General features: G+C 58.7%; 33 protein-coding genes and 1 tRNA gene. 17 read left to right on the plus strand and 17 right to left on the minus strand.

Annotation, left to right across the window (positions count from 1 at the left end):
* Positions 1-3 precede the first annotated feature (3 nt).
* A complete protein-coding gene (locus MC269_RS05290; protein ID WP_371824358.1) occupies positions 4-363 on the plus strand; it encodes a DotU family type IV/VI secretion system protein in 360 nt (119 codons plus the stop codon).
* Positions 364-380: 17 nt separating this feature from the next.
* On the opposite strand, the gene MC269_RS05295 is transcribed toward MC269_RS05290, so the two are convergent.
* The 11 genes from MC269_RS05295 to MC269_RS05345 form a co-directional block, all read right to left on the minus strand.
* Entirely contained in the window at positions 381-575 is a 195-nt protein-coding gene (locus tag MC269_RS05295) for an AlpA family transcriptional regulator (protein WP_239954313.1), read from the minus strand.
* 95 nt (positions 576-670) lie between these two features.
* Positions 671-919: a hypothetical protein gene (locus MC269_RS05300; RefSeq protein WP_239954314.1), complete on the minus strand. Its 249-nt coding sequence runs from the start codon at positions 917-919 to the stop codon at positions 671-673.
* 19 nt (positions 920-938) lie between these two features.
* The gene (locus MC269_RS05305) at positions 939-1,100 is read right to left on the minus strand and encodes a hypothetical protein (protein ID WP_239954315.1); all 162 of its coding nucleotides are present in this window, start codon (positions 1,098-1,100) and stop codon (positions 939-941) included.
* A gap of 216 nt (positions 1,101-1,316) precedes the next feature.
* Positions 1,317-1,583, minus strand: a complete 267-nt coding sequence (locus MC269_RS05310; protein ID WP_239954317.1) for an ANR family transcriptional regulator — start codon at positions 1,581-1,583, stop codon at positions 1,317-1,319.
* A gap of 67 nt (positions 1,584-1,650) precedes the next feature.
* On the minus strand, positions 1,651-1,917 hold the full coding sequence (locus MC269_RS05315; protein ID WP_239954319.1) for a hypothetical protein: 267 nt from the start codon (positions 1,915-1,917) through the stop codon (positions 1,651-1,653).
* The gene (locus tag MC269_RS05320) at positions 1,914-2,123 is read right to left on the minus strand and encodes a hypothetical protein (RefSeq protein ID WP_239954320.1); all 210 of its coding nucleotides are present in this window, start codon (positions 2,121-2,123) and stop codon (positions 1,914-1,916) included. The genes MC269_RS05315 and MC269_RS05320 overlap by 4 nt, the downstream gene beginning before the upstream one ends.
* A 235-nt stretch (positions 2,124-2,358) precedes the next feature.
* Positions 2,359-2,508 (minus strand): hypothetical protein, encoded by a 150-nt coding sequence (locus MC269_RS05325; protein ID WP_239954321.1) that lies wholly within the window; start codon positions 2,506-2,508, stop codon positions 2,359-2,361.
* A gap of 70 nt (positions 2,509-2,578) precedes the next feature.
* Complete coding sequence (locus MC269_RS05330; protein WP_239954322.1) at positions 2,579-2,851, minus strand: hypothetical protein; 273 nt, start codon at positions 2,849-2,851, stop codon at positions 2,579-2,581.
* Between the two features lie 54 nt (positions 2,852-2,905).
* Positions 2,906-3,124: a hypothetical protein gene (locus tag MC269_RS05335; RefSeq protein ID WP_239954323.1), complete on the minus strand. Its 219-nt coding sequence runs from the start codon at positions 3,122-3,124 to the stop codon at positions 2,906-2,908.
* Between the two features lie 309 nt (positions 3,125-3,433).
* On the minus strand, positions 3,434-3,811 hold the full coding sequence (locus tag MC269_RS05340) for a hypothetical protein (RefSeq protein ID WP_239954324.1): 378 nt from the start codon (positions 3,809-3,811) through the stop codon (positions 3,434-3,436).
* 477 nt (positions 3,812-4,288) lie between these two features.
* The gene (locus tag MC269_RS05345) at positions 4,289-4,963 is read right to left on the minus strand and encodes a LexA family transcriptional regulator (RefSeq protein WP_239954325.1); all 675 of its coding nucleotides are present in this window, start codon (positions 4,961-4,963) and stop codon (positions 4,289-4,291) included.
* A gap of 92 nt (positions 4,964-5,055) precedes the next feature.
* Here MC269_RS05345 and MC269_RS05350 point away from each other — a divergent pair, with 92 nt between their 5' ends.
* Positions 5,056-5,283, plus strand: a complete 228-nt coding sequence (locus tag MC269_RS05350; protein ID WP_239955069.1) for a helix-turn-helix domain-containing protein — start codon at positions 5,056-5,058, stop codon at positions 5,281-5,283.
* 161 nt (positions 5,284-5,444) lie between these two features.
* Here the strand turns inward: MC269_RS05350 and MC269_RS05355 are convergent, their stop codons facing one another.
* From MC269_RS05355 to MC269_RS05370, 4 genes are all read right to left on the minus strand, one after another.
* Entirely contained in the window at positions 5,445-6,413 is a 969-nt protein-coding gene (locus MC269_RS05355) for an IS5-like element IS903B family transposase (RefSeq protein WP_000654812.1), read from the minus strand.
* A 1-nt stretch (position 6,414) separates the two neighbouring features.
* Positions 6,415-6,852 (minus strand): Arm DNA-binding domain-containing protein, encoded by a 438-nt coding sequence (locus MC269_RS05360; RefSeq protein ID WP_239954327.1) that lies wholly within the window; start codon positions 6,850-6,852, stop codon positions 6,415-6,417.
* A 162-nt stretch (positions 6,853-7,014) separates the two neighbouring features.
* A tRNA-Arg gene (locus MC269_RS05365) sits at positions 7,015-7,089 on the minus strand.
* Positions 7,090-7,164: 75 nt separating this feature from the next.
* Positions 7,165-8,082 carry a formate/nitrite transporter family protein gene (locus tag MC269_RS05370; RefSeq protein WP_239954328.1) on the minus strand — a complete coding sequence of 306 codons (918 nt, stop codon included), beginning with the start codon at positions 8,080-8,082 and terminating at the stop codon, positions 7,165-7,167.
* A 242-nt stretch (positions 8,083-8,324) separates the two neighbouring features.
* Between MC269_RS05370 and ccmA the strand changes: the two genes are divergently transcribed.
* From ccmA to mlaA, 10 genes are read left to right on the plus strand one after another with little or no spacing between them, the layout of a single operon-like run.
* Positions 8,325-8,942 (plus strand): cytochrome c biogenesis heme-transporting ATPase CcmA, encoded by a 618-nt coding sequence (gene ccmA / locus MC269_RS05375; protein WP_239954329.1) that lies wholly within the window; start codon positions 8,325-8,327, stop codon positions 8,940-8,942.
* Positions 8,942-9,601 (plus strand): heme exporter protein CcmB, encoded by a 660-nt coding sequence (gene ccmB / locus MC269_RS05380; RefSeq protein WP_239954330.1) that lies wholly within the window; start codon positions 8,942-8,944, stop codon positions 9,599-9,601. Before ccmA ends, ccmB begins: the two co-directional genes overlap by 1 nt.
* Positions 9,602-9,656: 55 nt before the next feature.
* Complete coding sequence (locus MC269_RS05385; RefSeq protein WP_239954331.1) at positions 9,657-10,397, plus strand: heme ABC transporter permease; 741 nt, start codon at positions 9,657-9,659, stop codon at positions 10,395-10,397.
* Positions 10,394-10,627 carry a heme exporter protein CcmD gene (gene ccmD / locus MC269_RS05390; RefSeq protein ID WP_239954332.1) on the plus strand — a complete coding sequence of 78 codons (234 nt, stop codon included), beginning with the start codon at positions 10,394-10,396 and terminating at the stop codon, positions 10,625-10,627. Before MC269_RS05385 ends, ccmD begins: the two co-directional genes overlap by 4 nt.
* A complete protein-coding gene (gene ccmE / locus MC269_RS05395; protein ID WP_081140300.1) occupies positions 10,624-11,109 on the plus strand; it encodes a cytochrome c maturation protein CcmE in 486 nt (161 codons plus the stop codon). Before ccmD ends, ccmE begins: the two co-directional genes overlap by 4 nt.
* Complete coding sequence (locus tag MC269_RS05400) at positions 11,106-13,064, plus strand: heme lyase CcmF/NrfE family subunit (protein WP_239954333.1); 1,959 nt, start codon at positions 11,106-11,108, stop codon at positions 13,062-13,064. Before ccmE ends, MC269_RS05400 begins: the two co-directional genes overlap by 4 nt.
* Positions 13,061-13,615 (plus strand): DsbE family thiol:disulfide interchange protein, encoded by a 555-nt coding sequence (locus MC269_RS05405; RefSeq protein WP_081140303.1) that lies wholly within the window; start codon positions 13,061-13,063, stop codon positions 13,613-13,615. The genes MC269_RS05400 and MC269_RS05405 overlap by 4 nt, the downstream gene beginning before the upstream one ends.
* Positions 13,612-14,070, plus strand: coding sequence for a cytochrome c-type biogenesis protein (locus tag MC269_RS05410; protein ID WP_081140305.1), 459 nt, complete (start codon positions 13,612-13,614; stop codon positions 14,068-14,070). Before MC269_RS05405 ends, MC269_RS05410 begins: the two co-directional genes overlap by 4 nt.
* Entirely contained in the window at positions 14,067-15,278 is a 1,212-nt protein-coding gene (ccmI, locus tag MC269_RS05415; protein ID WP_239954335.1) for a c-type cytochrome biogenesis protein CcmI, read from the plus strand. The genes MC269_RS05410 and ccmI overlap by 4 nt, the downstream gene beginning before the upstream one ends.
* Positions 15,279-15,313: 35 nt before the next feature.
* Positions 15,314-16,078, plus strand: coding sequence for a phospholipid-binding lipoprotein MlaA (gene mlaA / locus MC269_RS05420; RefSeq protein ID WP_239954337.1), 765 nt, complete (start codon positions 15,314-15,316; stop codon positions 16,076-16,078).
* A 236-nt stretch (positions 16,079-16,314) separates the two neighbouring features.
* Here the strand turns inward: mlaA and fadL are convergent, their stop codons facing one another.
* Positions 16,315-17,598, minus strand: coding sequence for a long-chain fatty acid transporter FadL (gene fadL, locus MC269_RS05425; protein ID WP_081140311.1), 1,284 nt, complete (start codon positions 17,596-17,598; stop codon positions 16,315-16,317).
* Positions 17,599-17,960: 362 nt separating this feature from the next.
* On the opposite strand from fadL, the gene MC269_RS05430 reads away from it, so the two are divergent.
* The 4 genes from MC269_RS05430 (at position 17,961) to sixA (ending at position 22,530) form a co-directional block, all read left to right on the plus strand.
* Complete coding sequence (locus MC269_RS05430) at positions 17,961-18,257, plus strand: YfcZ/YiiS family protein (protein ID WP_239954338.1); 297 nt, start codon at positions 17,961-17,963, stop codon at positions 18,255-18,257.
* A gap of 161 nt (positions 18,258-18,418) precedes the next feature.
* Positions 18,419-19,729 (plus strand): acetyl-CoA C-acyltransferase FadI, encoded by a 1,311-nt coding sequence (gene fadI / locus MC269_RS05435; protein WP_239954339.1) that lies wholly within the window; start codon positions 18,419-18,421, stop codon positions 19,727-19,729.
* A complete protein-coding gene (fadJ, locus tag MC269_RS05440; RefSeq protein WP_239954340.1) occupies positions 19,729-21,843 on the plus strand; it encodes a fatty acid oxidation complex subunit alpha FadJ in 2,115 nt (704 codons plus the stop codon). Before fadI ends, fadJ begins: the two co-directional genes overlap by 1 nt.
* A gap of 204 nt (positions 21,844-22,047) precedes the next feature.
* Positions 22,048-22,530, plus strand: a complete 483-nt coding sequence (gene sixA, locus MC269_RS05445; protein WP_239954341.1) for a phosphohistidine phosphatase SixA — start codon at positions 22,048-22,050, stop codon at positions 22,528-22,530.
* A gap of 32 nt (positions 22,531-22,562) precedes the next feature.
* Here the strand turns inward: sixA and smrB are convergent, their stop codons facing one another.
* Positions 22,563-23,111 carry an endonuclease SmrB gene (gene smrB, locus MC269_RS05450; RefSeq protein ID WP_239954342.1) on the minus strand — a complete coding sequence of 183 codons (549 nt, stop codon included), beginning with the start codon at positions 23,109-23,111 and terminating at the stop codon, positions 22,563-22,565.
* 160 nt (positions 23,112-23,271) lie between these two features.
* On the opposite strand from smrB, the gene prmB reads away from it, so the two are divergent.
* On the plus strand, positions 23,272-24,204 hold the full coding sequence (prmB, locus tag MC269_RS05455) for a 50S ribosomal protein L3 N(5)-glutamine methyltransferase (protein WP_239954344.1): 933 nt from the start codon (positions 23,272-23,274) through the stop codon (positions 24,202-24,204).
* Positions 24,205-24,231 lie beyond the last annotated feature (27 nt).

Genomic DNA, 24,231 nt, shown 5'->3' on the forward strand with positions numbered 1-24,231 from the left:
ATTATGTGTGAAAGCAAAAACGAAGCCGTCGCGCCGGTTAATATCGATGCATTACTGCAAAAAACATGGCTAAAGGCCATTCGCCTGCGTAACGGACTGCAGTTTAAAGAGGGAGAAGGCCGTCCGCTGTGGAACCGCTGCGTAAAGGATATCGTGCGCGTACAGACCGCCCTGAAAGTGGCGCAGCTGGATGAGGACAGCCGCCAGCATATTCTTTACGCCCAGTGCGCGCTGCTTGACGAGGTCGTGACAGGGCGCGGCGTTCAGGACGACGCTTTTCTGCAATGGAACGGTATTCCCCTGCAGACTTTGAACGAACAGCGCAAGTGGCTAAATATCGGGATATTTTTCCCAATAATATAAATTTTTTACCCGGAATTTTACCCAGAATGGTGACCTGTTAAGCGATTCCTGAAATTGACGTAATCGCTGTACTTCCAGCGCGAACGCCCGCTGATTTTATAAGGCCTGCAAAGGGTGCCATCTTTGATGCGGTCATAAATAAAGGTTTTGCGAAAACCAGTATCCGCCATAATAAACTTCAGATCCACCAGTGTGTCATCACGTAGTTCCATATTCTTTCTCCTGTGGTTGAGCCGCTTATGGTCTTTTCCAGGAGCAGCCGAAAACACTTTCAGCTGCTGACTGAGCCTGGCGTTGACTGTCTTCTTCAGCGGGATGCGGTATATCGTGAAGAGGGGTACAGCGCAGAAAGGGCTGCCGCCAGCGCCTCGTTCATGAAGGAGGCCGGGCCCGTAATCGTCGTGCGCAGACGGAACATCCCCGTCGTTTCCGCCACTGCACCGGGCACAACATTGAGTGCAGCACTGGCCACCCGGACCAGGCGCGGGAGGTGAAACAGAGAGGCCGTCAGGATCAGAGAGGCCTGTTTATTGCCCTGCTGAAAGATGATTTTCATGGTGTCTCCTGAAAATCCGTTATCCGGGAATGCCGGCAAGATAAGCCACACTGATCACGAGGGCAGACAGGGCAAGCGAGCCTGCTGTCAGTCCGGCCCCGGCGATCGCAGAGAGAGTAAAAAGCCAGACAAGCGTCCGTAATACCGGGCGCTTTCTGGTGTAGTCAGAATGGTTATTCATGAACAGTTCCGTGCAGATGAAATCAGATCCCTGCGCAGGGACGGACGCATGGCGAGGCTGACGTCAGAGAGCGTCTGTTTCTGGCCAGCAGTCAGTCGTCGGGCAGGGAGAGGAAAATGACTTAAGGCTGCCGGTCACCCGGGTGAATATGCCCGGCGCGGCCGGCAAAACCGGTAACGTGGCGTCGTCATCCAGGATGACTGGGGGTTACCTGCATCAGCGATGCCGTTCATCGTTGTCTTCTTTTGCACGAGAAGACTCATCGCGTCCTGACGCAACTGTCGGGAAGCGTTCATCCATGGTCTGACAGAAACCGGCACGTTTTTCTGCCCAGTTCTGATTGACTGCCCGGCAGGCGCAACCGGCCGCTTTCTTCCACATTTTTGCGGCAAGCGCGTAATTACCTTCTCTTTCAACCAGCGCCGCGTCAGAAGCAATAAGGGAATACGGACTGACGCGCTGGCCGTAAACAGGTGATTTCATTTTCTTCTCCTTTCTGTATCACTCACGCCGGACCTGAGCGCTTCGGCCGACGTGAGCAGGTAGCATGTCAGGGCATCCACTTCATGGCTTTCAGATGGCGGATGGCGTTCAGCTCAGCATTAATCAGGCTGTCCACCAGTCGGGCGTAGGCATCCTCCGCGTCTTTGCTGTAAAGCGTGCAGACAATGCCTGACGGCAGGTAAGGGGAGGCAAACTGATGGAGCTTTTCGGGGAAAAACGACGCCAGCTCCTCCCGCAGCGCCTCCATTTCATCCTCTGCAGCCTCAGTGTCCCGCTGCTCCTGGCGTCGTTCTGTGCGGGGAAAACAGATCATGGCTTGCCCTCCTGAAGCAAAATCTCAACAACATGGTCAAAGGCTATCTGTAACAGCGGCAGCGGTGGCTGGGGTGGAAGAGCCGGCGGCGGCTGGGATGAAAAGCTGGCGCCGGTGACGATGTTTTCCGGTGCGAACTCGATATCGCGGATGGCGTTAAACGGGCGAGCAAAAGCGGCATCGCCCCTGATGTGTGACTGCATCATGGGAAATGTTCCTCTGTCAGGCTGGGGGATTAAATCTGGTTGTTGTAGTCGGCATGGCTTAGCAACTCCCAGTGCCGACCGTTGTCTCGTGAAAGCAGGCGCCAGTGCGGGGTAACGCGCAGTGTCAGGTACCCGTCACGGTAGGTTCGTCTGGCGTGAATGTGCCCTGCGCGCCACTGTCTGATCTGCTGTTGTGCGCGCCGGGTTATCCTGTCGGGTGCATGAGGCTTGGACATCACGGCTGCCTCATCTCAGCGGCGCAGGCAGCGGCGAGCTTCTGCACTAACACCCATTCAATGCCTTCCCTGAAGCTGACATACTGCCAGCTTCGGTTTAATACGCTGGCGGTAAAGGTGTACCGGCCATCATGGAGCTGAATAACCATACCGGGCCTCCTTCAGGCATAAAAAAACCGCCACAGCGGGCGGTTGGGTTCAGGACTGTCATTGAAAGTTTCACGGTTGCAGGTCTGCCTCATCCTCTTCAGATCCGCTGCAACAGCAGCAGGTAGGGCGTAAATCTGGATGCGTCTCGTAAATCGGGCCGATGACGGCCTGAAGCAGTTCATCCAGTGAGTTCAATACGGTGGTGCGGTAAGCATCGGCCTCTTCTTTGCTGATTTTTCCTTCCTGAGAGCAGGTATGAGTCATGTCGACTGACGAATACAGTTTTTCAGTCACATCGAAAAGGGTCTCAATGACGTTTTCGGCAACTTCGCGGTTTTGCATGGTGACCTCCGGGTCAGATGAATGCCCTGTCGGGGGGGTTAGCGCAACGGCGTCTCAAAATTCATGGGCGCCATGTTCATTGACGACGACGATGCGTGTAGTCAGGATGAAATCAGCGATCTCATCGCCTACGTTCTGCCAGTGCGCCAGTGCCAGAAGCACATCGCTGCGGCTCTGACAGTGGCAGGCACCTACATACGCCTGCACATGAACAAGGGCGAGACGCTGCATTTCTTTTTGAGTCAGGACTTGTGAAGGAGTGTTTTTAGGCATGGTGTTCCTCCGGTTTTGGACGTAAAAAAAGCCGCTTATGCGGCTGTCTTAACTGTTTTCTGGCTAAATCTGAGAAGGGTGCCAGGGTTAGCTATCACTAACTAAAAAATTTAAACGGAATCTCCTCATGGGCCGGGTTAAGTTTCGGTGCCCTGAATGTGGAGCTCGCCAGTTTCAGTTCACCTCTAACGATAAAGACAAAAAGACATCTCATGGCGCTGTCTGCTCCCGCTGTGGAAGACAGGTTAAAGCCAGCAACCTGTACCAGCTTCATCTTGCCTACCAACGCAAAAGCTGGAATGGAAGAGATTAGATAAGCGGTATGCTTTTTTTGCATGGCCTCTGTACTGCTCGAATCTGACGTCCGGCTTCGTTACAGACCTTCAGGTATTTACTCTTCATTCGGTGTTCAACGTACTTCGCAGCGGCCGCCCGAATTTGCTTGTGGTACTCCGTTTCCGTCTCAACTACCTTACTCACGCGATCGCTCACTACTCGTCTGAAATGGTTTTCCGCCCGGCTGAGTTCAGAAGTCCGTGCTGGTGGTTCCCATCCCAGCTCTGCAGCCAGAATCTCTTCAATCTTGCGGCATTCAATCGCCTCAACCATGCGGCGCATATGCCGGCGTGTTCTGGCATTGTCTTTCACCACAGGTTTAACAGATCTACCATAGCTGATAATTGCCATACATCCCCCGTTAAGTTACTGGCTGCACAGTCGCAACAATGCACTCAGTAACCTGAGGTTCGGTGCGTTCTCGGCACCTGCCGTAGAGCTTCTCGCTCATTGTTAAAGATCTGTTTCTTAGGTCAATACCCAGAGCACAATGCAATAACCTAGAAAATAACTTAGGTTATTTTCTAGGTCAATGATACTTGGCGCTGTTTTTGATGTTTTTAATAATTTTGATTATAAATCAAGATCTTATGTTTAATTCAGAGAATTAGTAGAATTAATAGTGAATGGAATTTATTTCTCCAAGGTATAGGGGTATAACCTCCATGTGTGATGAAGACAGCGCTGTTTTAAGCAGCAATAAGCAATATAAGGGCTTATAAGCGATTTTTAGGAGGGCGGTGTGAAGAACGCGTTACTAAGGGTTGCCCCAGGAAAATTCTTGGAAGTTCAACCCAGAGGAAAAGTCACGTTAGAAGTAGGCGAGGTCTATCGTCTCAGTGATCTGGACATGAATACAATGAGACCGATTATGCTGACATCTTCACTTACGGGGATTGGCTCGACTCTAGGATCAGCGTCAAGTAGCACGCCGCCGCCTCCAATAGAATAACGATATGCGGATATCTTGCCTTTTATGCTTGCAAGTACATAGTCATTACTTCCAGGCTGCTCTGCGGTATCTACAACTACCAAGCAGCCCACTGGCAAGTCAGCATACCCAGAATCATATTTGAGTTTATAAGCTCGAGCATTTGATGTATCGATAAACTCTGGCACCGGTGTCACAGTGTCTGTAGGACCCTTTTCATCCCATACAGAAACAATCTTAATCCCATCATAAAATTTTGTTCCTTCAATAGATAAGTCATGGTCAGCTGATCGGGGATTTCTATGAACATCCTCAATCATTTCTCCTTTCCCATGCGCTAACCAATCAGGACTAACTTCAAGTGCGCGAGCAATATCTAGTAATTTTTTAGTTGTATGGCTTTTACCTGCGGTTATTTTCCATACGCTGGGTTGTGACAGACCAGCAGACGCAGCAAGACTAGCTTGGGACATGCCGCGATACCTCATGGCTTGTTTTAGTCTTTCCGAAAGCGTATCCATTTTCATCTTTAAAAGATAACCAAAGTTTTGATATTGAAACCATAAAGCCACATGTATGGCACGTCAAATAACCTAGGTTATTGCTCGAGGTTAATTTTATCGCTACTATTCAATAGTGTTTGATGAAAAAGAGTATGGATTTTATGAACCAAGCTATTGAGAAAGCAGTGAAAATTGCCGGAAGCCAGAAGAAGTTAGCGCAGATGGTTGGAGTAAGTCAGCCCAATGTATGGTCATGGCTGCACGATAAAAAAAGAGTTTCACCTGAACGAGTGCTCCCAATAGTGGAAGCAACACAAGGAAAGGTTAAAGCATATCAGCTCCGTCCTGATCTTCCTGAGCTATTCCCTTGCCCTAAAAACAAATATTAATTCAGTAGGCTGGTAGGGTCTTGCATGGACATATCAAAAGGCTGGATCAAGATGCGTACCTCACTCAAGTCGCATCCCAAAGTGAATGAAATTGCTGCGCTGCTGGGCTTTGTTGAATAAATCAGATTTCGGGTAAGTCTCCCCCGTAGCGGGTTGTGTTTTCAGGCAATACGCACGCTTTCAGGCATACCTGCTTTCGTCATTTTGTTCAGCGCTCGTACCAGGGCCATAGCCTCTGCAACCTGACCATCGTAGTCACGCAGTGTCAGTGAACCCCCGAACAGCTGTTTTACCCGGTACATCGCCGTTTCCGCTATCGAGCGACGGTTGTAATCTGTTGTCCATTTCCACCGCGCATTACTCCCGGTCATTCGCTGATTAGCCACTGCACGGTTACGGTCTGCATATTCACCGGGCCAGTAACCCGCACCTTTTCGGGGAGGGATAAGCGCGCTGATTTTCTTACGCCGCAGTTCATCGTGACATAGCCGGGTATCGTAAGCGCCATCGGCGGCGGCTGACCTGATTTTCCGGTGGGTTTGCCGGATTAACCCGGGGAAGGCCTCTGAGTCCGTAACGTTGTTCAGCGACAGGTCAGCGCAGATGATTTCATGTGTTTTACTGTCAACGGCGAGATGCAGCTTACGCCAGATACGGCGGCGTTCCTGGCCATGCTTTTTGACTTTCCACTCGCCTTCACCGAAGACCTTCAGCCCGGTGGAATCAATTACCAGGTGTGCGATTTCACCCCGGGTGGGCGTTTTGAAACTGACATTAACCGACTTTGCCCGCCTGCTGACACAGCTGTAATCCGGGCAGCGTAGCGGAACGTTCATCAGAGAAAAAATGGAATCAATAAAGCCCTGCGCAGCGCGCAGGGTCAGCCTGAATACGCGTTTAATGACCAGCACAGTCGTGATGGCAAGGTCAGAATAGCGCTGAGGTCTGCCTCGTGAAGAAGGTGTTGCTGACTCATACCAGGCCTGAATAGCTTCATCATCCAGCCAGAAAGTTATGGAGCCACGGTTGATGAGGGCTTTATTGTAGGTGGGCCAGTTGGTGATTTTGAACTTTTGCTTTGCCACGGAACGGTCTGCGTTGTCGGGAAGATACGTGATCTGATCCTTCAACTCAGCAAAAGTTCGATTTATTCAACAAAGCCTCTTCCATCTGCAATTTTCCGATGTAAGGAAGGATATCATCCTTAAACATCTGCCTGAGTTCAATGGCATAGCTTTCAGACCAGAACTGTCTTTTGTATTTATACCACTCCTCAAAAATAGTACAGAAAGAGTCTGGCTCTTTGCTTTTTCGCAGCTTCTTCGTCGCCGGGTTCAAACCTGAAGCTAGATCGCGTCTCAGCTCAAATGCGAGATTACGTGCATCGGCCAGCCCTATCTCCGGGTACTTACCGATGGTATGCACCTTCTCTTTACCATAATACTGATAACGGACCTGCCAGACCTTTTTACCGGTTACCGGTACGTAAAGGTAAAGACCATTACCATCAGCAATCCGGTAAGGCTTGTCTTTGGGCTTTGCGGCGTTGATCTGTTTGATAGTAAGCATTGGGTAAAATCTGTACGGGTGAAATCTTTTTACCCAAAATTTACCCAGAGGCACATGTGGATGTCAACGAACCGGGACAACCGATAGCGGAGTAGATATAGAGGGAAGAGGTTGCTTTGTATGGACTTTACGAACTTGTACGGAGAGTAGCGAACTGAACCATGGCGTCCCCTGCAGGAATCGAACCTGCAACTAGCCCTTAGGAGGGGCTCGTTATATCCATTTAACTAAGGGGACCGCGGCGCGCAGTATAGCGCAAACGCGCCGCAAGAATAACCCAATGGCGGCGCGTTTGCTCATTTCCTCAACAGCTTAGCGCTGCTTTTCCTGCTGCGCGCTTTTGCGCTGCTTCGCTTTGGTTTCTGCTTTCGCCGCCTCGCTCATATCGTTGCGGATCTGCGCATGGCTGATCAGCGCGAAGATCAGCGTGCCGCCGGTGATGTTGCCCAGCAGCGTCGGCAGCGCGAACGGCCAGATAAACTCATACCAGCTAATCTGGCCGGTAAAGACCAGATAGAGGATCTCCACCGAGCCCACCACGATATGCGCCAGATCGCCGAGTCCGACCAGCCAGGTCATCATCACAATAACAATCAGCTTGGTGGCGCCCGCCTGCGGCATCATCCACACCATGGTAGCGATAATCCAGCCGGAAATCACCGCATTGGCGAACATCTCCCCAGGGCTGTTTTCCATCACCTTCTGGCTGATGGCGCTAAACGCCTGACGCGTCGCGTCGTCGAAAATCGGCATCTCCGCAAAGGCGAGCGACGCCAGCGCGGTGCCGATCAGGTTGCCCAGCAGCACCAGACCCCACAGCCGCAGCAGCAGGCCGATATTGCCCATGGTCGGTTTATGCATCACCGGCAGCACCGCCGTCACCGTGTTTTCGGTAAACAGCTGCTGGCGCGCCATAATGACGATGACAAAGCCAAAGGTGTAGCCGAGGTTCTCCAGCAAAAAGGCGCCGGGCAGGCCGTCGAGATGCACCTGAAAAATCCCTTTCGCCATCAGCGAGGCGCCCATCGACAGACCGGCCGCAATCGCCGACCAGAGCAGCGCCATGCCGTCGCGCTCTAGCTCTTTTTCGCCGTCCTGACGGATCTCTTCATGTATCGCCGCCGCGCGCGAGGGCAGGGCGTCTTCATCGACTTCGATCTCCTTTCCTTGCTCTTTTTCTTCGCTGTCGACATCGTTTTCATCCTGGTGATCAGATGGGGAAGGTTTCATGTTTGCTCCTTGTTATAATTGCTGCGCGTAATAAGCGTAGCCTGTTTTGGCAAGGGCGAAATGTAACTATCTTTCCAGTGAAGCGTTACAAAGTTTTAACGTTGCGCGATTTTTAAGCATATTGCGCCTGGAAGAGGCATAACCATCAAGCCAGGCGCGTTGCGTCGCACGGCATGGGCTTCGGCCCACAGCAAGCTTGTGGTATTATCCTGGCCTCTTTTTACCGGCGCGACCTCTTCTGCATGCTCGAAGTCATTAATCTCTCTTGCGTTCGCGACGAACGTACTCTGTTCCATGCCCTGTCGTTCGGCGTGGCGGCGGGCGATATCGTGCAGATTGAAGGCGCGAACGGCGCCGGGAAAACCTCGCTGCTGCGTCTGCTGGCGGGACTGAGCCGCCCGGAAGCGGGCGAAGTGCGCTGGCACGGCCAGCCGACAGGTCAACAGCGCGAACAGTGGCATCAAAGCCTGCTTTTTCTCGGCCATCAGCCGGGAGTAAAAGCGGTACTATCACCGCTGGAAAACCTGCGTTTTTACCATCCCGATCGCGACACCGCGCAAATTTTTGACGCGCTTGAATACGTCGATCTGCTGGGCTATGAAGAGGTGCCGGTGGCGCAGCTCTCCGCGGGACAGCAGCGCCGCGTGGCGCTGGCCCGGCTCTGGCTCAGCGACGCCGCTCTGTGGATCCTGGATGAGCCGCTGACGGCGATAGATAAAGAGGGTGTGGAGAAACTGATGCAGCGCTTTACGCAACATGCCGAACAGGGCGGATTGGTAATTCTCACCACCCACCAGGATCTGCCAAAAAGCGCTGCGCGGGTGCGAAAAATACGGCTTACTGGCGCGGAGCTGCTCTGATGTCGCTGCGCGTGATCCAGCGCGAGCTGCGCATCGCCTTTCGCAGCGGCGCGGAGGTGGTTAATCCGCTCTGGTTCTTTCTGATCGTGATTACTCTGTTCCCGCTCGGCATTGGGCCGGAGCCGCAGCAGCTGGCGCGCATCGCGCCGGGCGTGGTCTGGGTTGCCGCCTTGCTCTCGTCGCTGCTGGCGCTGGAGCGACTGTTTCGCGACGATTTCCTCGACGGCTCGCTGGAGCAGCTGTTGCTGCTGCCGACGCCGCTGCCGGTCACGGTGCTGGGCAAGGTGATCGCCCACTGGCTGGTGACGGGGCTGCCGCTGATCCTGCTGTCGCCGCTGGCGGCGCTGCTGCTGTCGCTCGATTTCAACAGCTGGCTGGCGATGGCGCTGACGCTGCTGCTCGGCACGCCGACCTTTAGCTTTCTCGGCGCCATCGGCGTCGCGCTGACGGTCGGCCTGCGGCGCGGCGGCGTGCTGCTGAGTTTGCTGGTGCTGCCGCTGGCGGTGCCGGTGCTGATTTTCGCCAGCGCGGCCATCGAGGCGGCGGGCCAGGGATTGCCGATCGGCGGTTATCTGGCGATCCTCGGCGCGATGCTGACGACCAGCGCGACGCTGACACCGTTCGCCACGGCCGCCGCGCTGCGCATCGCGCTGCATTGAGCCGCACATGCGTCAGAGATGTCGGGCATAATTTTTTAACTGTGAGCAATGCAACATGTGGAAATGGATACATCAGCTGGGAAGGCCAGAGCGGCTCTATCAGCTCTGCGGGCGTTTAATTCCCTGGTTTGCCGTGGCGGGCGCGGCCGCGCTGCTGCTCGGCTGGATCTGGGGCTTCGGTTTCGCGCCGGCTGACTATCAGCAGGGCGACAGCTTCCGCATTATGTATATCCACGTGCCGGCGGCGATGTGGTCGATGGGCGTCTACGCCGCGATGGCGGTCGCCGCCTTTACCGGCCTGGTGTGGCAGATAAAGATGGCTGATCTGGTTTCGACCGCGATGGCGCCGGTCGGCGCGGTCTTTACCTTTATCGCGCTGATCACCGGTTCCGCCTGGGGCAAGCCGATGTGGGGCACCTGGTGGATCTGGGATGCGCGCCTGACCTCGGAGCTGGTGCTGCTCTTCCTCTATATGGGCGTAATGGCGCTCTATCAGTCGTTTGACGACCGCCGCACGGCGGGACGCGCGGCCGGCATTCTGATCCTGGTCGGCGTGGTCAATCTACCGATTATTCACTTCTCGGTGCAGTGGTGGAACACCCTGCATCAGGGCTCGTCGGGCATTCTGCAGCAGGCGATCGCCCCAAGCATGCGCACGCCGCTGCGCTGGGCGATCCTCGGCTATCTGCTGCTGTTCGTGACCCTGACGCTGATGCGCCTGCGCAACCTGATCCTCTACACCGAACGTCACCGTCCCTGGGCGGCGGATGTCGCCAACGGAGGCCGTAAAGCATGACGCCCGCTTTCTCTTCTCTCTCCGCCTTTTTCGCCATGGGCGGCTACGCCTTTTACGTCTGGCTGGCGGTGATTTGCACCCTTATTCCGCTCGGCGGGCTGCTGCTGCACACGCTGTTACAGCGCCGCCGCCTGCTGGCTGACATCCGCCAGCGACAGTCCAGGGAGCGCCGCATTCGTTCGGCGAAAATGAAACAAGCCGCCGGTGAAGCGGCAGGAGATCCAATGTGAATACCCGTCGTCGTCAGCGCCTGTACGTTGTCGTGGCGATTTTGGTGGGGCTGGGCCTCGCCACGTCGCTGGTCATGTACGCGCTGCGTTCCAATATCGACCTGTTCTACACCCCGAGCGAAATTCTCTACGGTAAAGGGGAGGATCACCAGAAGCCGGAAGCGGGACAGCGCCTGCGCGTCGGCGGCATGGTGATGCCAGGCAGCGTGAAGCGCGATCCAAACACGCTCGCCGTCTCCTTTAAGCTCTACGACGCCAACGGCGTGGTTAGCGTGACCTTTGAGGGCATTCTGCCGGACCTGTTCCGCGAAGGGCAGGGCGTCGTCGCGCAGGGCGTGCTGGAAGAGGGCAACCTGGTCAACGCTAAAGAGGTGCTGGCCAAGCATGACGAGAAGTACACGCCGCCCGAAATTGAGGATGCGATGAAGAAGAATCACAAAAGCCCGCAGGCGCTGGCTGAACAGGCGAGAACCCAGTCATGATGCCTGAGATTGGCAGTTTTCTGCTCTGCCTGGCGCTGGGCCTTGCGCTGCTGTTAAGCGTCTATCCGCTGTGGGGCGCGCAGCGCGACGATGCCCGCCTGATGGGGCTGGCGCGTCCGCTGGCGAGCGGGCTGTTCCTCTGCATCGCCGCCGCCTTCCTGGTGCTGGTGCACGCCTTCGTGGTCAATGACTTTACCGTCGGCTATGTGGCCGCCAACTCCAATACGCTGCTGCCGGTCTACTACCGCATCGCCGCGACCTGGGGCGCGCACGAAGGCTCGCTGCTGCTGTGGGTGCTGCTGCTCAGCAGCTGGACGCTGCTGGTGGCGATTTTCAGCCGCGGCATGCCGCAGGATGCGCTGGCGCGCGTGCTGGCGGTAATGGGCATGATCAACCTCGGCTTTCTGCTGTTTATCATTCTCACTTCGAACCCTTTTACCCGCACGCTGCCGGACTTTCCCATCGACGGGCGCGATCTGAATCCGATGCTGCAGGATATCGGCCTGATCTTCCATCCGCCGCTGCTTTACATGGGCTACGTCGGCTTCTCGGTGGCGTTCGCCTTTGCTATCGCCTCGCTGATGGCGGGACGGCTCGACACCGCCTGGGCACGCTGGTCGCGCCCCTGGACCACCGCCGCCTGGGTGTTCCTGACCATCGGCATCGTGCTGGGCTCCGCCTGGGCCTACTATGAACTCGGCTGGGGTGGCTGGTGGTTCTGGGATCCGGTTGAGAACGCCTCCTTTATGCCGTGGCTGGCGGGCACCGCGCTGATGCACTCGCTGGCGGTGACGGAAAAACGCGGCACCTTTAAGGCCTGGACGGTGCTGCTGGCGATCACCGCCTTTTCCCTCAGCCTGCTCGGCACCTTCCTGGTGCGCTCCGGCGTGCTGGTGTCGGTGCACTCGTTCGCCTCGGATCCGGCGCGCGGCATGTTTATCCTCGCCTTCCTGGTGATCGTCATTGGCAGCTCGCTGCTGCTCTACGCCATTAAAGGTGGCCAGGTGCGCAGCCGCGTGCAGAACGAAACCTGGTCACGCGAATCCTTCCTGCTCGGCAATAACGTGCTGCTGATTGCCGCGATGCTGGTGGTGCTGCTCGGCACGCTGCTGCCGCTGGTGCACAAGCAGCTCGGCCTCGGCAGCATCTCGGTGGGCGAGCCCTTCTTTAACACCATGTTCAGCTGGCTGATGGCGCCGTTCGCGCTGATGCTCGGCATCGGACCGCTGGTGCGCTGGCGGCGCGACGAGCCGCAGAAGCTGTGGAAGCGGCTGGCGCTGGCGCTGGTGGTGACGCTGGCCGCCGCGATCCTGCTGCCCTGGCTGCTGCAGGATCGCATTGAGGCGATGACGGTGGTTGGGCTGCTGATGTCGGTCTGGATCATCGTGCTGACGCTGATGGAGCTGCACGAGCGCGCCACGCATCGCCATCGCTTCGTTCGCGGCCTGCGCCATCTGTCGCGCAGCCACTGGGGCATGGTGCTGGGCCATCTCGGCGTCGGCGTGACGGTGATCGGCATCGCCTTCAGCACCCAGTACAGCGTCGAGCGCGACGTGCGCATGAAAGCGGGCGACAGCGTCGATATTCACCGCTATCACTTTGTGTTCCGCGACGTGCACAACCTGCAGGGCCCGAACTACAGCGGCGGCGTTGGCATTATCGACGTCAGCCGCGACGGCAAGCCGGAAGCGGTGCTGCACGCGGAGAAACGCTTTTACACCGCGGCGCGCACCATGATGACCGAAGCGGCGATCGACGGCGGCTTCACGCGCGATCTCTACGCCGCGCTGGGCGAAGAGCTGGACAACGGCTCCTGGGCGGTGCGCATCTACTACAAACCCTTTGTGCGCTGGATCTGGTTCGGCGGCGTGTTTATGGCGGTCGGCGGCCTCTTCTGCTTGCTCGATCCGCGCTACCGCTCGCGAAAAAAAGCCGCGCGTGAGGAACAGGCATGAACAAGAAAATCCTTTTTATCCCGCTGATCCTGTTTTTGCTGCTGGCGGCGGCGCTGCTGTGGCAGCTGTCGCGCAACGCCGGCGGCGACGATCCGACGCGCCTCGAATCGGCGCTGATCGGCAAGCCGGTGCCGCTGTTTAAGCTGGAGGCGCTCGATCGCCCAGGCAAGATCTACGACCAGCGCGTCCTGACCGACGGCAAGCCGATCCTGCTTAACGTCTGGGCCACCTGGTGCCCCACCTGCCGCGCCGAGCATCAGTATCTGAATACGCTGGCGGAGCAGGGCATCCGCGTGGTGGGCCTTAACTATAAAGACGACCGCACCAAAGCGGTGACCTGGCTCAATACGCTAGGCAACCCCTACGCCCTCAGCCTGTATGACGGCGACGGCATGCTGGGGCTGGATCTCGGCGTCTACGGCGCGCCGGAAACCTTTCTGATCGACGGCAACGGCATTATCCGCTATCGCCACGCGGGGGATCTGAACGCCCGCGTCTGGCAGCAGGACGTGCTGCCGCTGTGGCGCAAATACAGCAAGGAGGGCGCGTGAAACGCCTGCTTCTGCTTGTTTGCGGCCTGCTGCTGAGCGCGAGCCTGTGGGCGGCGATCGACACGTATCAGTTCGACTCGGTGGCGCAGGAGGAGCAGTACCGCGACCTCACCGCCTCGCTGCGCTGCCCGAAGTGCCAGAACAACAGCATCGCCGACTCGAACGCGATGATCGCGGCGGATATGCGCCTGAAGGTGTATGAGCTGATGAAGCAGGGGCAGAGCCGTCAGCAGATCATCGACTATATGGTGGCGCGCTACGGCAATTTCGTCACCTATCAGCCGCCGGTGACGCCGTCGACGCTGATCCTCTGGGTCGGGCCGGCGCTGTTCGCGCTGCTGGGCGGCCTGATTATCATTCTGCGCAGCCGCCAGCGTAAAACGCGCAGCGAGCTGGACGAGACCGATCAACAGCGCCTTGCGGCGATACTTAAAGGCGACGAGAAGCTGAAATGAGCGCTTTGTGGATAAGCATATTGATTCTGCTGGCGGCGGCCAGCGCCCTGTTTCTCGGCGCGGGCTGGCGGCAGCGCCAGGCGAGCAATGTTAATCGCGATCGCCTGAACACCGACTTTTATCATCATCGCCTGCGCGAGCTGGAAGAGGATGAGGCGCAGGGGGTGATCGGCGAGCGCGCCACGATGGTGAGCGAACTGCAGCAGACGCTGCTGAACGACATTCCGCCGCAGGCAGCCGCGCCGTCGCGCGCCAGCAGCCGTCTGGTGCTGCTGCCCGGCGTGATCGTCCTTATTGCGGTGTCGCTCGGCATGTATCTGAAAAGCGGCGGGCTGGCGCAGGTCGCCGGCTGGATGCAGGTGCAGCAGGACTATCCGGCGCTGCGCGCGCGGGTGATGGATCCGCAGGCGAAACCGCTGACCATGGAAGAGCTGGCGCGTCTGCAGCTTGGCCTGCGCACCGCGCTGCAGTCAGAGCCTGACAACCTCAACGACTGGACCATGCTGGGACGTCTCGGCATGGTGCTGAACAACGCCGCCAGCGCCAGCCAGGCGTTTGAGCGCGCGCTGCAGCTGGCGCCTGATAACCTGGCGCTGAAACAGGACTATGCTGAAGTGCTGACCCGCTCCAGCGATCCGCAGGATAATCGCCAGGCGGGTCTGATGCTGAGCGATATGCTGAAACAGGATGGCGGCAATCTGCGCACGCTCGGCCTGCTGGCGTTCAACGCCTATGAGCAGCAGCAGTATGACCAGGCTATTGGCGCCTGGCAGACTATGCTGAAACAGATCCCGGCAGCCGATCGACGTCGCGCGATGATCGAGCGCAGCATTGAACAAGCAAAAACCGACGCGGGCCAGCAGAATACGCAGCTGGCGCTGACGGTGACGTTGACGCCGGAGGCAGAAAAAATGTTACCGCCGGGCGGAGTCATGTATATTTCTGTTTCTGACGGTGTTTCACCGGTGCCCGTGGCCGTTAAGCGCTTGCCGCTGAGCCACTTCCCGTTATCGCTTACGCTGGATGACAGCAACGCCATGATGCCGGAGCGCCTGCTTTCGGCGCAGCATCAGGTGCAGGTTCGGGTGCGTATTTCCCGCGACGGCAGCGCCAGTCCGCAATCCGGCGACTGGTTTGGTCTGAGCGCGGTGACGCCCTGGGATGGTCATCAGCACATGGCTGTGGAGATTAATCAACAGCAGCCCTGAAGCGATACTTTATTAAACCGCACAGGGAGATAACAATGGCTTACCGCCTGACCAGCCTGGTTTTGGCCAGCGTCATTCTGGCTGGATGCGCCAGTTCAAAGCCGGAGAGCGAGGCGCCTGCGCAGCGCAGCGATCCGCTTGAAAGCTTTAACCGCACGATGTTTAACTTTAACTACAACGTGGTGGATCCGTATGTGCTGCGTCCTGTCGCGGTCGCCTGGCGCGACTACGTGCCGGCGCCGGCGCGTACCGGCCTGAGCAACTTCCTCGGCAACCTGGAAGAGCCGGCCAGCATGGTGAACTCGATTCTGGTGGGCGAGCCGCGCCAGGCGGGCATTCACTTTACCCGTTTCTTCCTGAACTCGATTCTCGGGCTGGGCGGCTTTATCGACGTCGCAGGCAAGGCGAACCCGGAGCTGGCGCGCGAAGTGCCGCGCCGTTTCGGCAGCACGCTCGGCCGCTATGGCGTCGGCTATGGGCCGTACGTCGAGCTGCCAGCCTACGGCAGCTTCACCATCCGCGAAGATGGTGGCGACTACGTAGATACGCTCTATCCGGTGCTGGGCTGGCTGACCTGGCCGATGTCCATCGCCAAGTGGACGCTGGAAGGGGTAGAGACGCGCGCCCAGCTGCTCGACTCCGACGCGCTGCTGAAGCAGCAGTCCGATCCCTACGCCTTTATTCGCAACGCCTATTTCCAGCGTCACGATTTCCTGGCGAACGGCGGTCGCCTGAAGCCGGAAGAAAACCCGAACGCCAGCGCGATTCAGGATGACCTGAAAGATATCGACGCGCAGTAACGGCACTAAAAATAGCAATGGCGACCTTTGGGGTCGCCATTTTTTTAATGCGTGCACTGAATGCAAAACGCGAGTGGCATGGGCTGAAGAGCAAAGCGTCCCGCGCCAGGGAAGGCGCGGGCCGAGCTGGCAGGGATGCCGTTTTTTGCGTCTTTGCGATCGGCCCATGCCACTCGCGTAGGCACCTTAACGCAAAAATGGCGACCTTTGGGTCGCCATTTTACAGACCTCAACCATTAGAACTTATAGTTAAAGTTCGCGCCGTAGAGCCAGGCTTTGCCCACCGAGTTAAAGGTATAGGGGCCTTCTTCTACCGTGACGTGCTGGCCATGCATATAAGAAACGCCGACATCGACCGAGGCGTCATCGTTAAAGGCGTAAGAGGCGCCGGCGCTCAGCCAGAGGCGATCCTGATCGGGAATAGAGATAGAACGCTTGTCCGCCGGAACCGGGCTGTCATCAAAGGCGATACCGGTGCGGAAGGTCCAGTTCTGATCGTAATAGTAGGTGGTGCCCAGCGCGATACGGTAGGCATCCTTGAAGCTCTCATCTTTATAGAACAGGGTCTGGCCGTTCGAGCCGGTCGCCTTCAGCTCCTGGAACTGACTCCAGCTGGTATAGGCCAGGCTGTAGTGTACTGCCCACTGCGGCGCCACTTTATGCCAGCCGGAGACTTCCCACATCTCTGGCAGATTCAGCGTCAGCGCGCCCGGAATCGTCGAGCCGCCGGTGGCGTAGGGCAGCCCTAAATTCGCCGCCTGGTTAATACGGTTAATGGCGGTCGGCAGGCTGCTCTTATAGTCGCCGTCAAAATCGATTTTAACTTCCGAACGATAGGTAAAGCCAAAGCGGTTATTCTGATCGACCTCATACAGAATGCCTGCGTTCCAGCCGTAACCCCACTCGTCGCCCTTCAGATGAGCCACCTGGGTATCGGCAGGAATGCCCAGCGCGGCGCCCGATTCGCCCGCGTAGCGCTCGATCTTGGCGCGCGCATAGACCGCGTCGAAGCCAACGCCGAAACTGAAATGCTCGTTAAGGCGATAGGCGGTGCTGAGGTTGAGGTTGCCGGTCATCAGATCGGTCTTGCCGCCGTAGCCGCCCGCGGTATAGCCGTCGTTGAACTCCGTTGCCAGACCGTAGTTTGAGGTGGCGGAGGCGCCAATCCACCACTGGTCGTTAATCGGCTGCACGTAGTGAATATTAGGCACCCACTGCGTCGGCGCGATATTGCTGGCGTCAAGGCTGCGGCCGCTTGAACTGTTGCCGGTAATATCGACATCGGGATCGATAAACACCGCGCCGACGGAAAACATCGGCCGATCCATCAGCGCCATGGTCGCCGGGTTGCGGCTGGCCGAGGCGGCGGTGTCGCCCATCGCACCCTCGCCGGAATAGGCGCGGCCCAGACCGGCAGAAGAGAATTCGTTAAGCTGAAAGCCCGCTGCGTATACGTGTGAAGAGACAAGCGCCACTGCAGCCGCCACGGCTGACTTTGCGAACAGGTTTTTATGGCTCATGACCACAACCTCATATGAATTATTATTTAACTGTAATTGTTACGTCGCGTAACAAGGGTCGGCGGATTGTAGGGACTGACCAGAAGCTGACAAATCAGACCAGTGCGGCAAGTATAGGTCTGACCTGTGTGCATGTTGCAATATTGTTTTTAAAATATTTCTGAATTGATCTGCAAAATTTCGATCCGCTTAACAAAACGCGCGGAGCAGAGAGCAGCATAACGATTCTAATTTGTTTTGGATCAAATTTTATTGTGATATTCGTCACTTAGCGAGTCTGACATAGCGCAAGAGCGGCGAGAAGCGTAAAATTTCGCACATTCAACCTGATTGCTAAACAGATTTGTTCTCGGGAGAACGCCATGACCAATGCCATTAATAAATGCAGTGCCAATGAGACCGCTGCCTGCTGTTGCGTCGATGTCGGCACCGTAATGGATAACAGCGACTGCACCGCCAGCTGGTCACAATGGTTCGCCCAGCGCAGCGAGGCGGAAGCGAAGCTGGCGAGCCTGACGGAAAAAGCGCGGCAGATTGAGTCCGAACCCTGCCAGATCGACGCCCGCTTTGAGGCGCGCGACAACGGCGTCCAGCTGGATATCGATTTTAACTTCGCCTGCCAGGCCGAAACCCTGATTTTCCAGCTCGGTCTGCGCTAAGTCTCTGAACGCCGTTCGTTAACGGCGTTTTCTATTTTCGTGTTTCCCCTCGCACTTTTTTTCTTTGCTGATTGGCGACGCGCCCGCTTGTCGTTAACACTGTGGATCAGGTCAGACCTCTCAGGGCAATGACGCCCGGTGAACATTCACAGGTGACACAGATGAGCAAAGCGCAGCCGTTGCTGACGCGCGCGGGCGATCGCATCGCCATCACTCACGGACTGCGCACGCCGTTTCAGCGCCAGGCGACAGGTTTCCACGGTATTCCCGCCGTCGAGCTGGGTCGGATGGTGATCAGCGAACTGATGGCGCGCAGCGAACTTCCCGTCGACGTGATAGAACAGCTGGTGTTCGGCCAGGTGATCCAGATGCCGGAGGCGCCTAATATCGCGCGCGAGATTGTGCTCAGCAGCGGGCTAGGCGTGCACACCGACGCCTACAGCGTCAGCCGCGCCTGCGCCACCAGCTTCCAGGCGGTCGCCAACGTGGCGGAAAGCCTGATGGCGGGCACCATCCGCGCCGGTATCGCCGGCGGCGCGGACTCCTCTTCGGTGCTGCCGATCGGCGTCAGCAAAAGCCTGGCGCGCGCGCTGCTCGATCTCAGCAAGGCGCGCAGCCTCGGGCAGAAAGTGCAGATCCTGCGCCGCCTGCGGCCGCGCGATCTGCTGCCGGTGCCGCCCGCGGTCGCCGAGTACTCCACCGGGCTGCGCATGGGCGATACGGCGGAGCAGATGGCGAAAAGCCACGGCATCACGCGCGCCGCACAGGATGCGCTGGCGCTGCGGTCGCACCAGCTGGCCGCCAGCGCCTGGCAGTCCGGCGTGCTGCGCGAAGAGGTGATGCCCGCCTTCGCGCCGCCGTGGAAGGCGCCGATCGAACAGGACAACAACGTGCGCATGGCGGCGAAAATCGAAGACTACGCGCGGCTGCGCCCGGCCTTTGACCGCCAGCACGGCAGCGTCACGGCGGCCAACAGCACGCCGCTCACCGACGGCGCGGCGGCGGTGGTGCTGATGGGTGAAGGCCGCGCGCGCGAGCTGGGCGTCGCGCCGCTCGGCTACCTGCGCAGCTACGCCTTTACCGCCATCGACGTGCAGCAGGACATGCTGCTCGGTCCCGCCTACGCCTCGCCGCTGGCGCTGGATCGCGCCGGCGTCGGCCTGGGCGATCTGACGCTAATTGATATGCACGAAGCCTTCGCCGCCCAGACGCTGTGCAACCTGCAGTGCTTCAACGATGAACGCTTCGCGCGGGAAAAACTCAACCGCCCGCAGGCGCTGGGCGAGATTGATGAACAGCGCTTTAACGTGCTGGGCGGCTCTATCGCCTACGGCCATCCCTTCGCCGCCACCGGCGCGCGCATGATCACCCAAACCCTGCATGAGCTGCGGCGGCGCGGCGGCGGGCTGGCGCTGGTGACCGCCTGCGCGGCGGGCGGCTTAGGCGCGGCCATGGTTCTGGAGGCGGAATAATGGAACAGAGCGCATTTCACTTACAGATGCGGCCGGATCGTGTCGGCGTGATCACCATCGACGTGCCGGGCGAGAACCTGAACACCCTGCGCGCCGCCTTTGCCCAGCAGCTGGCGGCGGTGGTTGACGAGGCGCGGCGCGATCCGCAGCTGGCCGGCCTGGTGCTGATCTCCGGCAAACCTGACAACTTTATCGCCGGCGCCGATATCGCCATGATCGCCGACTGCCACAGCGCGCAGCAGGCGGAGTCGCTGGCGCGTCAGGGCCAGGAGGCGCTGGCGGCTCTGGCAGCGCTGCCGTTTCCGGTGGTGGCGGCGATCCACGGTGCCTGCCTGGGCGGCGGGCTGGAGCTGGCGCTCGCCTGCGACGCGCGCGTCTGCTCGCTGGATGACAAAACCCGGCTCGGTCTGCCGGAAGTGCAGCTCGGGCTGCTGCCGGGCTCGGGCGGCACCCAGCGCCTGCCGCGTCTGATCGGTCTGCAGCAGGCGCTGCCGCTGATACTGACCGGCAAAACCCTGCGGGCGAAGCAGGCGCGCAGGCTGGGGCTGGTGGATGAGGCCGTGCCGCAGGCGATCCTGCTGGAAACGGCGGTGGCGCGGGTGCTGAAAGGCCGACGCGCCGCGCGCGTGCTGCCGCTGCGCGATCGTATTATCCAGGTGCCGCTGGCGCGCCATGCGCTCTTTGCGCTGGCGCAGCGCGAAACCGCGCGCAAAACCCACGGCAACTATCCGGCCGCGCAGCGCATTATCGAGGTGGTGCGCACCGGCGTTGAGCGGGGCAGCGAGGCGGGCCATCAGGCGGAGGCGCGCGCCTTCGGCGAGCTGGCGATGACGCCGCAATCCGCCGCGCTGCGCAGCCTGTTTTTCGCCAGCACCGCGCTGAAAAAAGAGGGTGGCGCAGAAGCCGCACCGCGTCCGCTCAGGCAGATCGGCGTGCTGGGCGGCGGGCTGATGGGCGGCGGCATCGCCAGCGTCACGGCGATCAACGCCGGGCTGCCGGTGCGCATCAAGGATATTAACCTGCAGGGCGTCAACCATGCCCTGAAGGCGAGCTGGGACGGGCTGAGCAAAAAGGTGAAGCGGCGCCATATCAGCGCGGCGCAGCGCCAGCAGCAGATGGCGCGCATTACCGGCGGCGTCGACTATCAGGGCTTTACGCAGCGCGATCTGGTGATTGAGGCGGTGTTTGAAGATCTGCCGCTGAAGCAGCAGATGGTGCGTGAGGTAGAGACGCACTGCGCGCCGCACACCATTTTCGCCTCCAACACCTCATCGCTGCCGATTGCGCATATCGCCGCGCAGGCGCAGCGGCCGGAAAACGTCATCGGCCTGCACTATTTTAGCCCGGTGGAGAAGATGCCGCTGGTGGAGGTGATCCCGCACGCCACCACTTCGGCGCAGACGCTGGCCACCACCGTGGCGCTGGCGCAAAAGCAGGGCAAAACGCCGATTGTGGTGGCGGACCGCGCCGGGTTCTATGTCAATCGCATTCTTGCGCCCTATATAAATGAAGCGATGCGCTGTTTGCTGGAGGGCGAACCGATTGAGTATATCGATGGCGCGCTGGTCAAGGCGGGCTTTCCGGTCGGCCCGCTTCAGCTGCTGGATGAGGTCGGCATCGACGTCGGTAGCAAGATCACGCCGGTGTTGCAGCAGGCCTGGGGCGAACGCTTCGCCGCGCCCGCCGCTTTCGAGGCGGTGCTAAAGGACGATCGCAAAGGGCGTAAAAACGGCAAGGGCTTCTACCTTTATGGCGGGCGGCGCGGCGGCAAAAAGCCCGATCCCACACTCTATTCGCTGCTGGGCCTGCAGCCTGCGGCCAGGCAGAGCGAAGCGCAGATCGCCGAGCGCTGCATCATGATGATGCTGAACGAAGCGGCGCGCTGTCTCGACGAAGGGGTAATACGCTGCGCGCGCGACGGCGATATCGGCGCGGTGTTCGGCATCGGCTTCCCGCCGTTTCTTGGCGGCCCGTTCCGCTATATGGATCAGCGCGGCGCGGCGGAGATCGCGCAAACATTACGCGCGTTAATGCGCCAGCACGGTGAGCGTTTCGCCCCGTGCGAGGCGCTACTACAGGCCGAACAGCAGCAGCGGAAATTTTACATTTCCTGACCCAATGGAATACCCGCTCCGATTCAGCGGGTTAGAAAAGCGCCGCCAAAACAGGCGGCGCGGCACGATTCTGAGAAGCGCTTATTTAATAAACAACCGGTTGACTATACTCAAGCCATTGGGGTACAACACAGCGTTCATTCGCAGAATGAAGAGTCTGGCGCCTCCGCGCCGGGCGATATCGACAAACAACAGCGGTGCTTTATGCAAGTTTTTATCATGCGTCACGGCGATGCTGCTCTTGAAGCCGCCAGTGATTCGGTGCGACCTCTTACCCATTGCGGCTGCGATGAATCGCGCCAGATGGCGAGCTGGCTTAACGGCCAGACGGTGGACGTAGAACGTGTGCTGGTCAGTCCCTACCTGCGCGCTCAGCAGACGCTGGCGACGGTACGCGAAGCGTTAACGCTGCCGGAAGGGCAGGATACGCTGCCCGAGCTGACCCCCGGCGGCGATCCCGGGCTGGTGGCCTGCTATCTGCAGGCGCTGGGAAATGAAGGGGTAAAATCGGCGCTGGTGATCTCTCATCTGCCGCTGGTCGGCTATCTGGTGTCAGAACTCTGCCCGCAGGAAGCGCCGCCGATGTTCGCCACCTCTGCCATCGCCTGCGTGGATTTCGATCCCGCCAGCTGCGAAGGCAAGCTGCTGTGGCAGGTCAGCCCCTCAAAACTGGCTAAAGCCATTTAACGCCCGCGGGCCGCGCTGCGGCCCATCCCCTCTTAAGGCAGCTCGGGCGGTTGCCACTCCTCGACCTCAATCAACACCAGCAGCGCCGCGTCGCCGCCAAACATTTTTGGCGCCTGATGGAACGCCATCACGTAAGGGTGCTGCGCCAGCCAGAGCGGCGTCTGCTGTTTAAGGATATGTTTGCCGTGGCCGGTCATCACGCTGGCGCAGAACAGATGCTCGCGGCGACAGGCGGCGATCAGCGCGCCCAGCTCCTGCTTGGCCTGCTGCTGCGTCAGGCCGTGCAGGTCGAGGAAAATCTCCGGCGTATAGTCGCCGCGGCGCAGCTTTTTCAGCTCGTAATGGCTGACGTCGGCGCGCACGTAGCGCGTCGCGCCCTCTGTCGCCAGCAGCGGCTGGAACTCGTCAGAGAAGTAGTGGCTGTTATCCACCTGCTCGGAAATCAGGCGCTTCAGCGGCAGCTCGCGGCTCTTTACTGCCGGCTTGTGCAACACGGTGTCCTGCTTAATTTTACGCGTGCCGCTCATCAGCTGGCGAAACAGCGCCTTGTCGTCGTCATTTAGCGGGTTTTTTTTACTCATTGCAGGCGAATCTTGTCTGATAAGGCTGGAAAACAGCGAATGGCGTTACCTTACCGTCCGATCCGCTAATTGTCAGCTTTTTCACCTTGCTGCGCTGAATTCTCCCCGGCTTCATGGCACACTATCGGCCGATTTAGCAATTGGGCCTGCGGAGGGCTACGTGGACAAAATTTTCGTCGATGAGGCAGTCAACGAACTGCACACCATTCAGGATATGTTGCGCTGGGCGGTCAGCCGCTTTGCCGCAGCCGGGATCTGGTACGGTCACGGCACCGACAATCCGTGGGACGAAGCGGTGCAACTGGTCCTGCCCACGCTCTGGCTGCCGCTCGATATTCCGGAAGATATGCGCAGCGCGCGCCTGACCGCCAGCGAGCGCCACCGCATCGTCGAGCGCGTTATCCGCCGCGTCAACGAGCGTATTCCGGTGGCCTACCTGACCAATAAAGCCTGGTTCTGCGGCCACGAATTCTACGTTGATGAACGCGTGCTGGTGCCGCGCTCGCCCATCGGCGAGCTGATTGAAAACCGCTTCGCCGGCCTGATCGCCGAGACGCCGCGTCATATCCTCGATATGTGCACCGGCAGCGGCTGCATCGCGATTGCCTGCGCCTACGCCTTCCCGGAAGCGGAAGTCGACGCGGTGGACATCTCTTACGACGCGCTGGCCGTCGCCGAGCAGAATATTGAAGAGCACGGCCTGATCCATCACGTCACGCCGATCCGCGCCGATCTGTTCCGTGAGCTGCCGCCGGTGAAATACGATCTGATCGTCACCAATCCGCCCTACGTGGATGCAGAAGATATGGCGGATCTGCCGAACGAGTATCGCCATGAGCCAGAGCTGGGGCTGGCGGCGGGCAGCGACGGCCTGAAGCTGGTGCGCCGCATTCTTGCCTGCGCCCCCAACTACCTGAGCGACAACGGCGTGCTGATCTGCGAAGTGGGCAACAGCATGGTGCATATGATCGAGCAGTATCCCGACGTGCCCTTTACCTGGCTGGAGTTCGACAACGGCGGCGACGGCGTCTTTATGCTGACGCGCCAGCAGATCGTCGACGCACAACATCACTTCTCTATTTATAAAGACTGAGCGAACGCTTCGTAACAAGGAACCACC

This window comes from Pantoea sp. Z09 (assembly GCF_022394795.1).
Classification (GTDB): domain Bacteria; phylum Pseudomonadota; class Gammaproteobacteria; order Enterobacterales; family Enterobacteriaceae; genus Pantoea; species Pantoea latae.

Bases quoted from the DNA above. Each gene is read 5' to 3' on its own strand.
- MC269_RS05295 (WP_239954313.1), bottom strand. From the start codon at position 575: ATGGAACTACGTGATGACACACTGGTGGATCTGAAGTTTATTATGGCG.
- MC269_RS05340 (WP_239954324.1), bottom strand. From the start codon at position 3,811: ATGGCAATTATCAGCTATGGTAGATCTGTTAAACCTGTGGTGAAAGAC.
- MC269_RS05370 (WP_239954328.1), bottom strand. From the start codon at position 8,082: ATGAAACCTTCCCCATCTGATCACCAGGATGAAAACGATGTCGACAGC.
- MC269_RS05405 (WP_081140303.1), top strand. From the start codon at position 13,061: ATGAACAAGAAAATCCTTTTTATCCCGCTGATCCTGTTTTTGCTGCTG.
- MC269_RS05320 (WP_239954320.1), bottom strand. From the start codon at position 2,123: ATGATGCAGTCACACATCAGGGGCGATGCCGCTTTTGCTCGCCCGTTT.
- MC269_RS05400 (WP_239954333.1), top strand. From the start codon at position 11,106: ATGATGCCTGAGATTGGCAGTTTTCTGCTCTGCCTGGCGCTGGGCCTT.
- sixA (WP_239954341.1), top strand. From the start codon at position 22,048: ATGCAAGTTTTTATCATGCGTCACGGCGATGCTGCTCTTGAAGCCGCC.
- MC269_RS05310 (WP_239954317.1), bottom strand. From the start codon at position 1,583: ATGAAATCACCTGTTTACGGCCAGCGCGTCAGTCCGTATTCCCTTATT.
- MC269_RS05290 (WP_371824358.1), top strand. From the start codon at position 4: ATGTGTGAAAGCAAAAACGAAGCCGTCGCGCCGGTTAATATCGATGCA.
- MC269_RS05315 (WP_239954319.1), bottom strand. From the start codon at position 1,917: ATGATCTGTTTTCCCCGCACAGAACGACGCCAGGAGCAGCGGGACACT.
- MC269_RS05430 (WP_239954338.1), top strand. From the start codon at position 17,961: ATGACCAATGCCATTAATAAATGCAGTGCCAATGAGACCGCTGCCTGC.
- smrB (WP_239954342.1), bottom strand. From the start codon at position 23,111: ATGAGTAAAAAAAACCCGCTAAATGACGACGACAAGGCGCTGTTTCGC.
- MC269_RS05330 (WP_239954322.1), bottom strand. From the start codon at position 2,851: ATGCAAAACCGCGAAGTTGCCGAAAACGTCATTGAGACCCTTTTCGAT.
- MC269_RS05350 (WP_239955069.1), top strand. From the start codon at position 5,056: ATGAACCAAGCTATTGAGAAAGCAGTGAAAATTGCCGGAAGCCAGAAG.
- MC269_RS05360 (WP_239954327.1), bottom strand. From the start codon at position 6,852: ATGCTTACTATCAAACAGATCAACGCCGCAAAGCCCAAAGACAAGCCT.
- ccmI (WP_239954335.1), top strand. From the start codon at position 14,067: ATGAGCGCTTTGTGGATAAGCATATTGATTCTGCTGGCGGCGGCCAGC.
- mlaA (WP_239954337.1), top strand. From the start codon at position 15,314: ATGGCTTACCGCCTGACCAGCCTGGTTTTGGCCAGCGTCATTCTGGCT.
- fadJ (WP_239954340.1), top strand. From the start codon at position 19,729: ATGGAACAGAGCGCATTTCACTTACAGATGCGGCCGGATCGTGTCGGC.
- MC269_RS05325 (WP_239954321.1), bottom strand. From the start codon at position 2,508: ATGGTTATTCAGCTCCATGATGGCCGGTACACCTTTACCGCCAGCGTA.
- ccmA (WP_239954329.1), top strand. From the start codon at position 8,325: ATGCTCGAAGTCATTAATCTCTCTTGCGTTCGCGACGAACGTACTCTG.
- fadL (WP_081140311.1), bottom strand. From the start codon at position 17,598: ATGAGCCATAAAAACCTGTTCGCAAAGTCAGCCGTGGCGGCTGCAGTG.
- MC269_RS05385 (WP_239954331.1), top strand. From the start codon at position 9,657: ATGTGGAAATGGATACATCAGCTGGGAAGGCCAGAGCGGCTCTATCAG.
- MC269_RS05300 (WP_239954314.1), bottom strand. From the start codon at position 919: ATGAAAATCATCTTTCAGCAGGGCAATAAACAGGCCTCTCTGATCCTG.
- MC269_RS05335 (WP_239954323.1), bottom strand. From the start codon at position 3,124: ATGCCTAAAAACACTCCTTCACAAGTCCTGACTCAAAAAGAAATGCAG.
- MC269_RS05305 (WP_239954315.1), bottom strand. From the start codon at position 1,100: ATGAATAACCATTCTGACTACACCAGAAAGCGCCCGGTATTACGGACG.
- ccmD (WP_239954332.1), top strand. From the start codon at position 10,394: ATGACGCCCGCTTTCTCTTCTCTCTCCGCCTTTTTCGCCATGGGCGGC.
- ccmB (WP_239954330.1), top strand. From the start codon at position 8,942: ATGTCGCTGCGCGTGATCCAGCGCGAGCTGCGCATCGCCTTTCGCAGC.
- fadI (WP_239954339.1), top strand. From the start codon at position 18,419: ATGAGCAAAGCGCAGCCGTTGCTGACGCGCGCGGGCGATCGCATCGCC.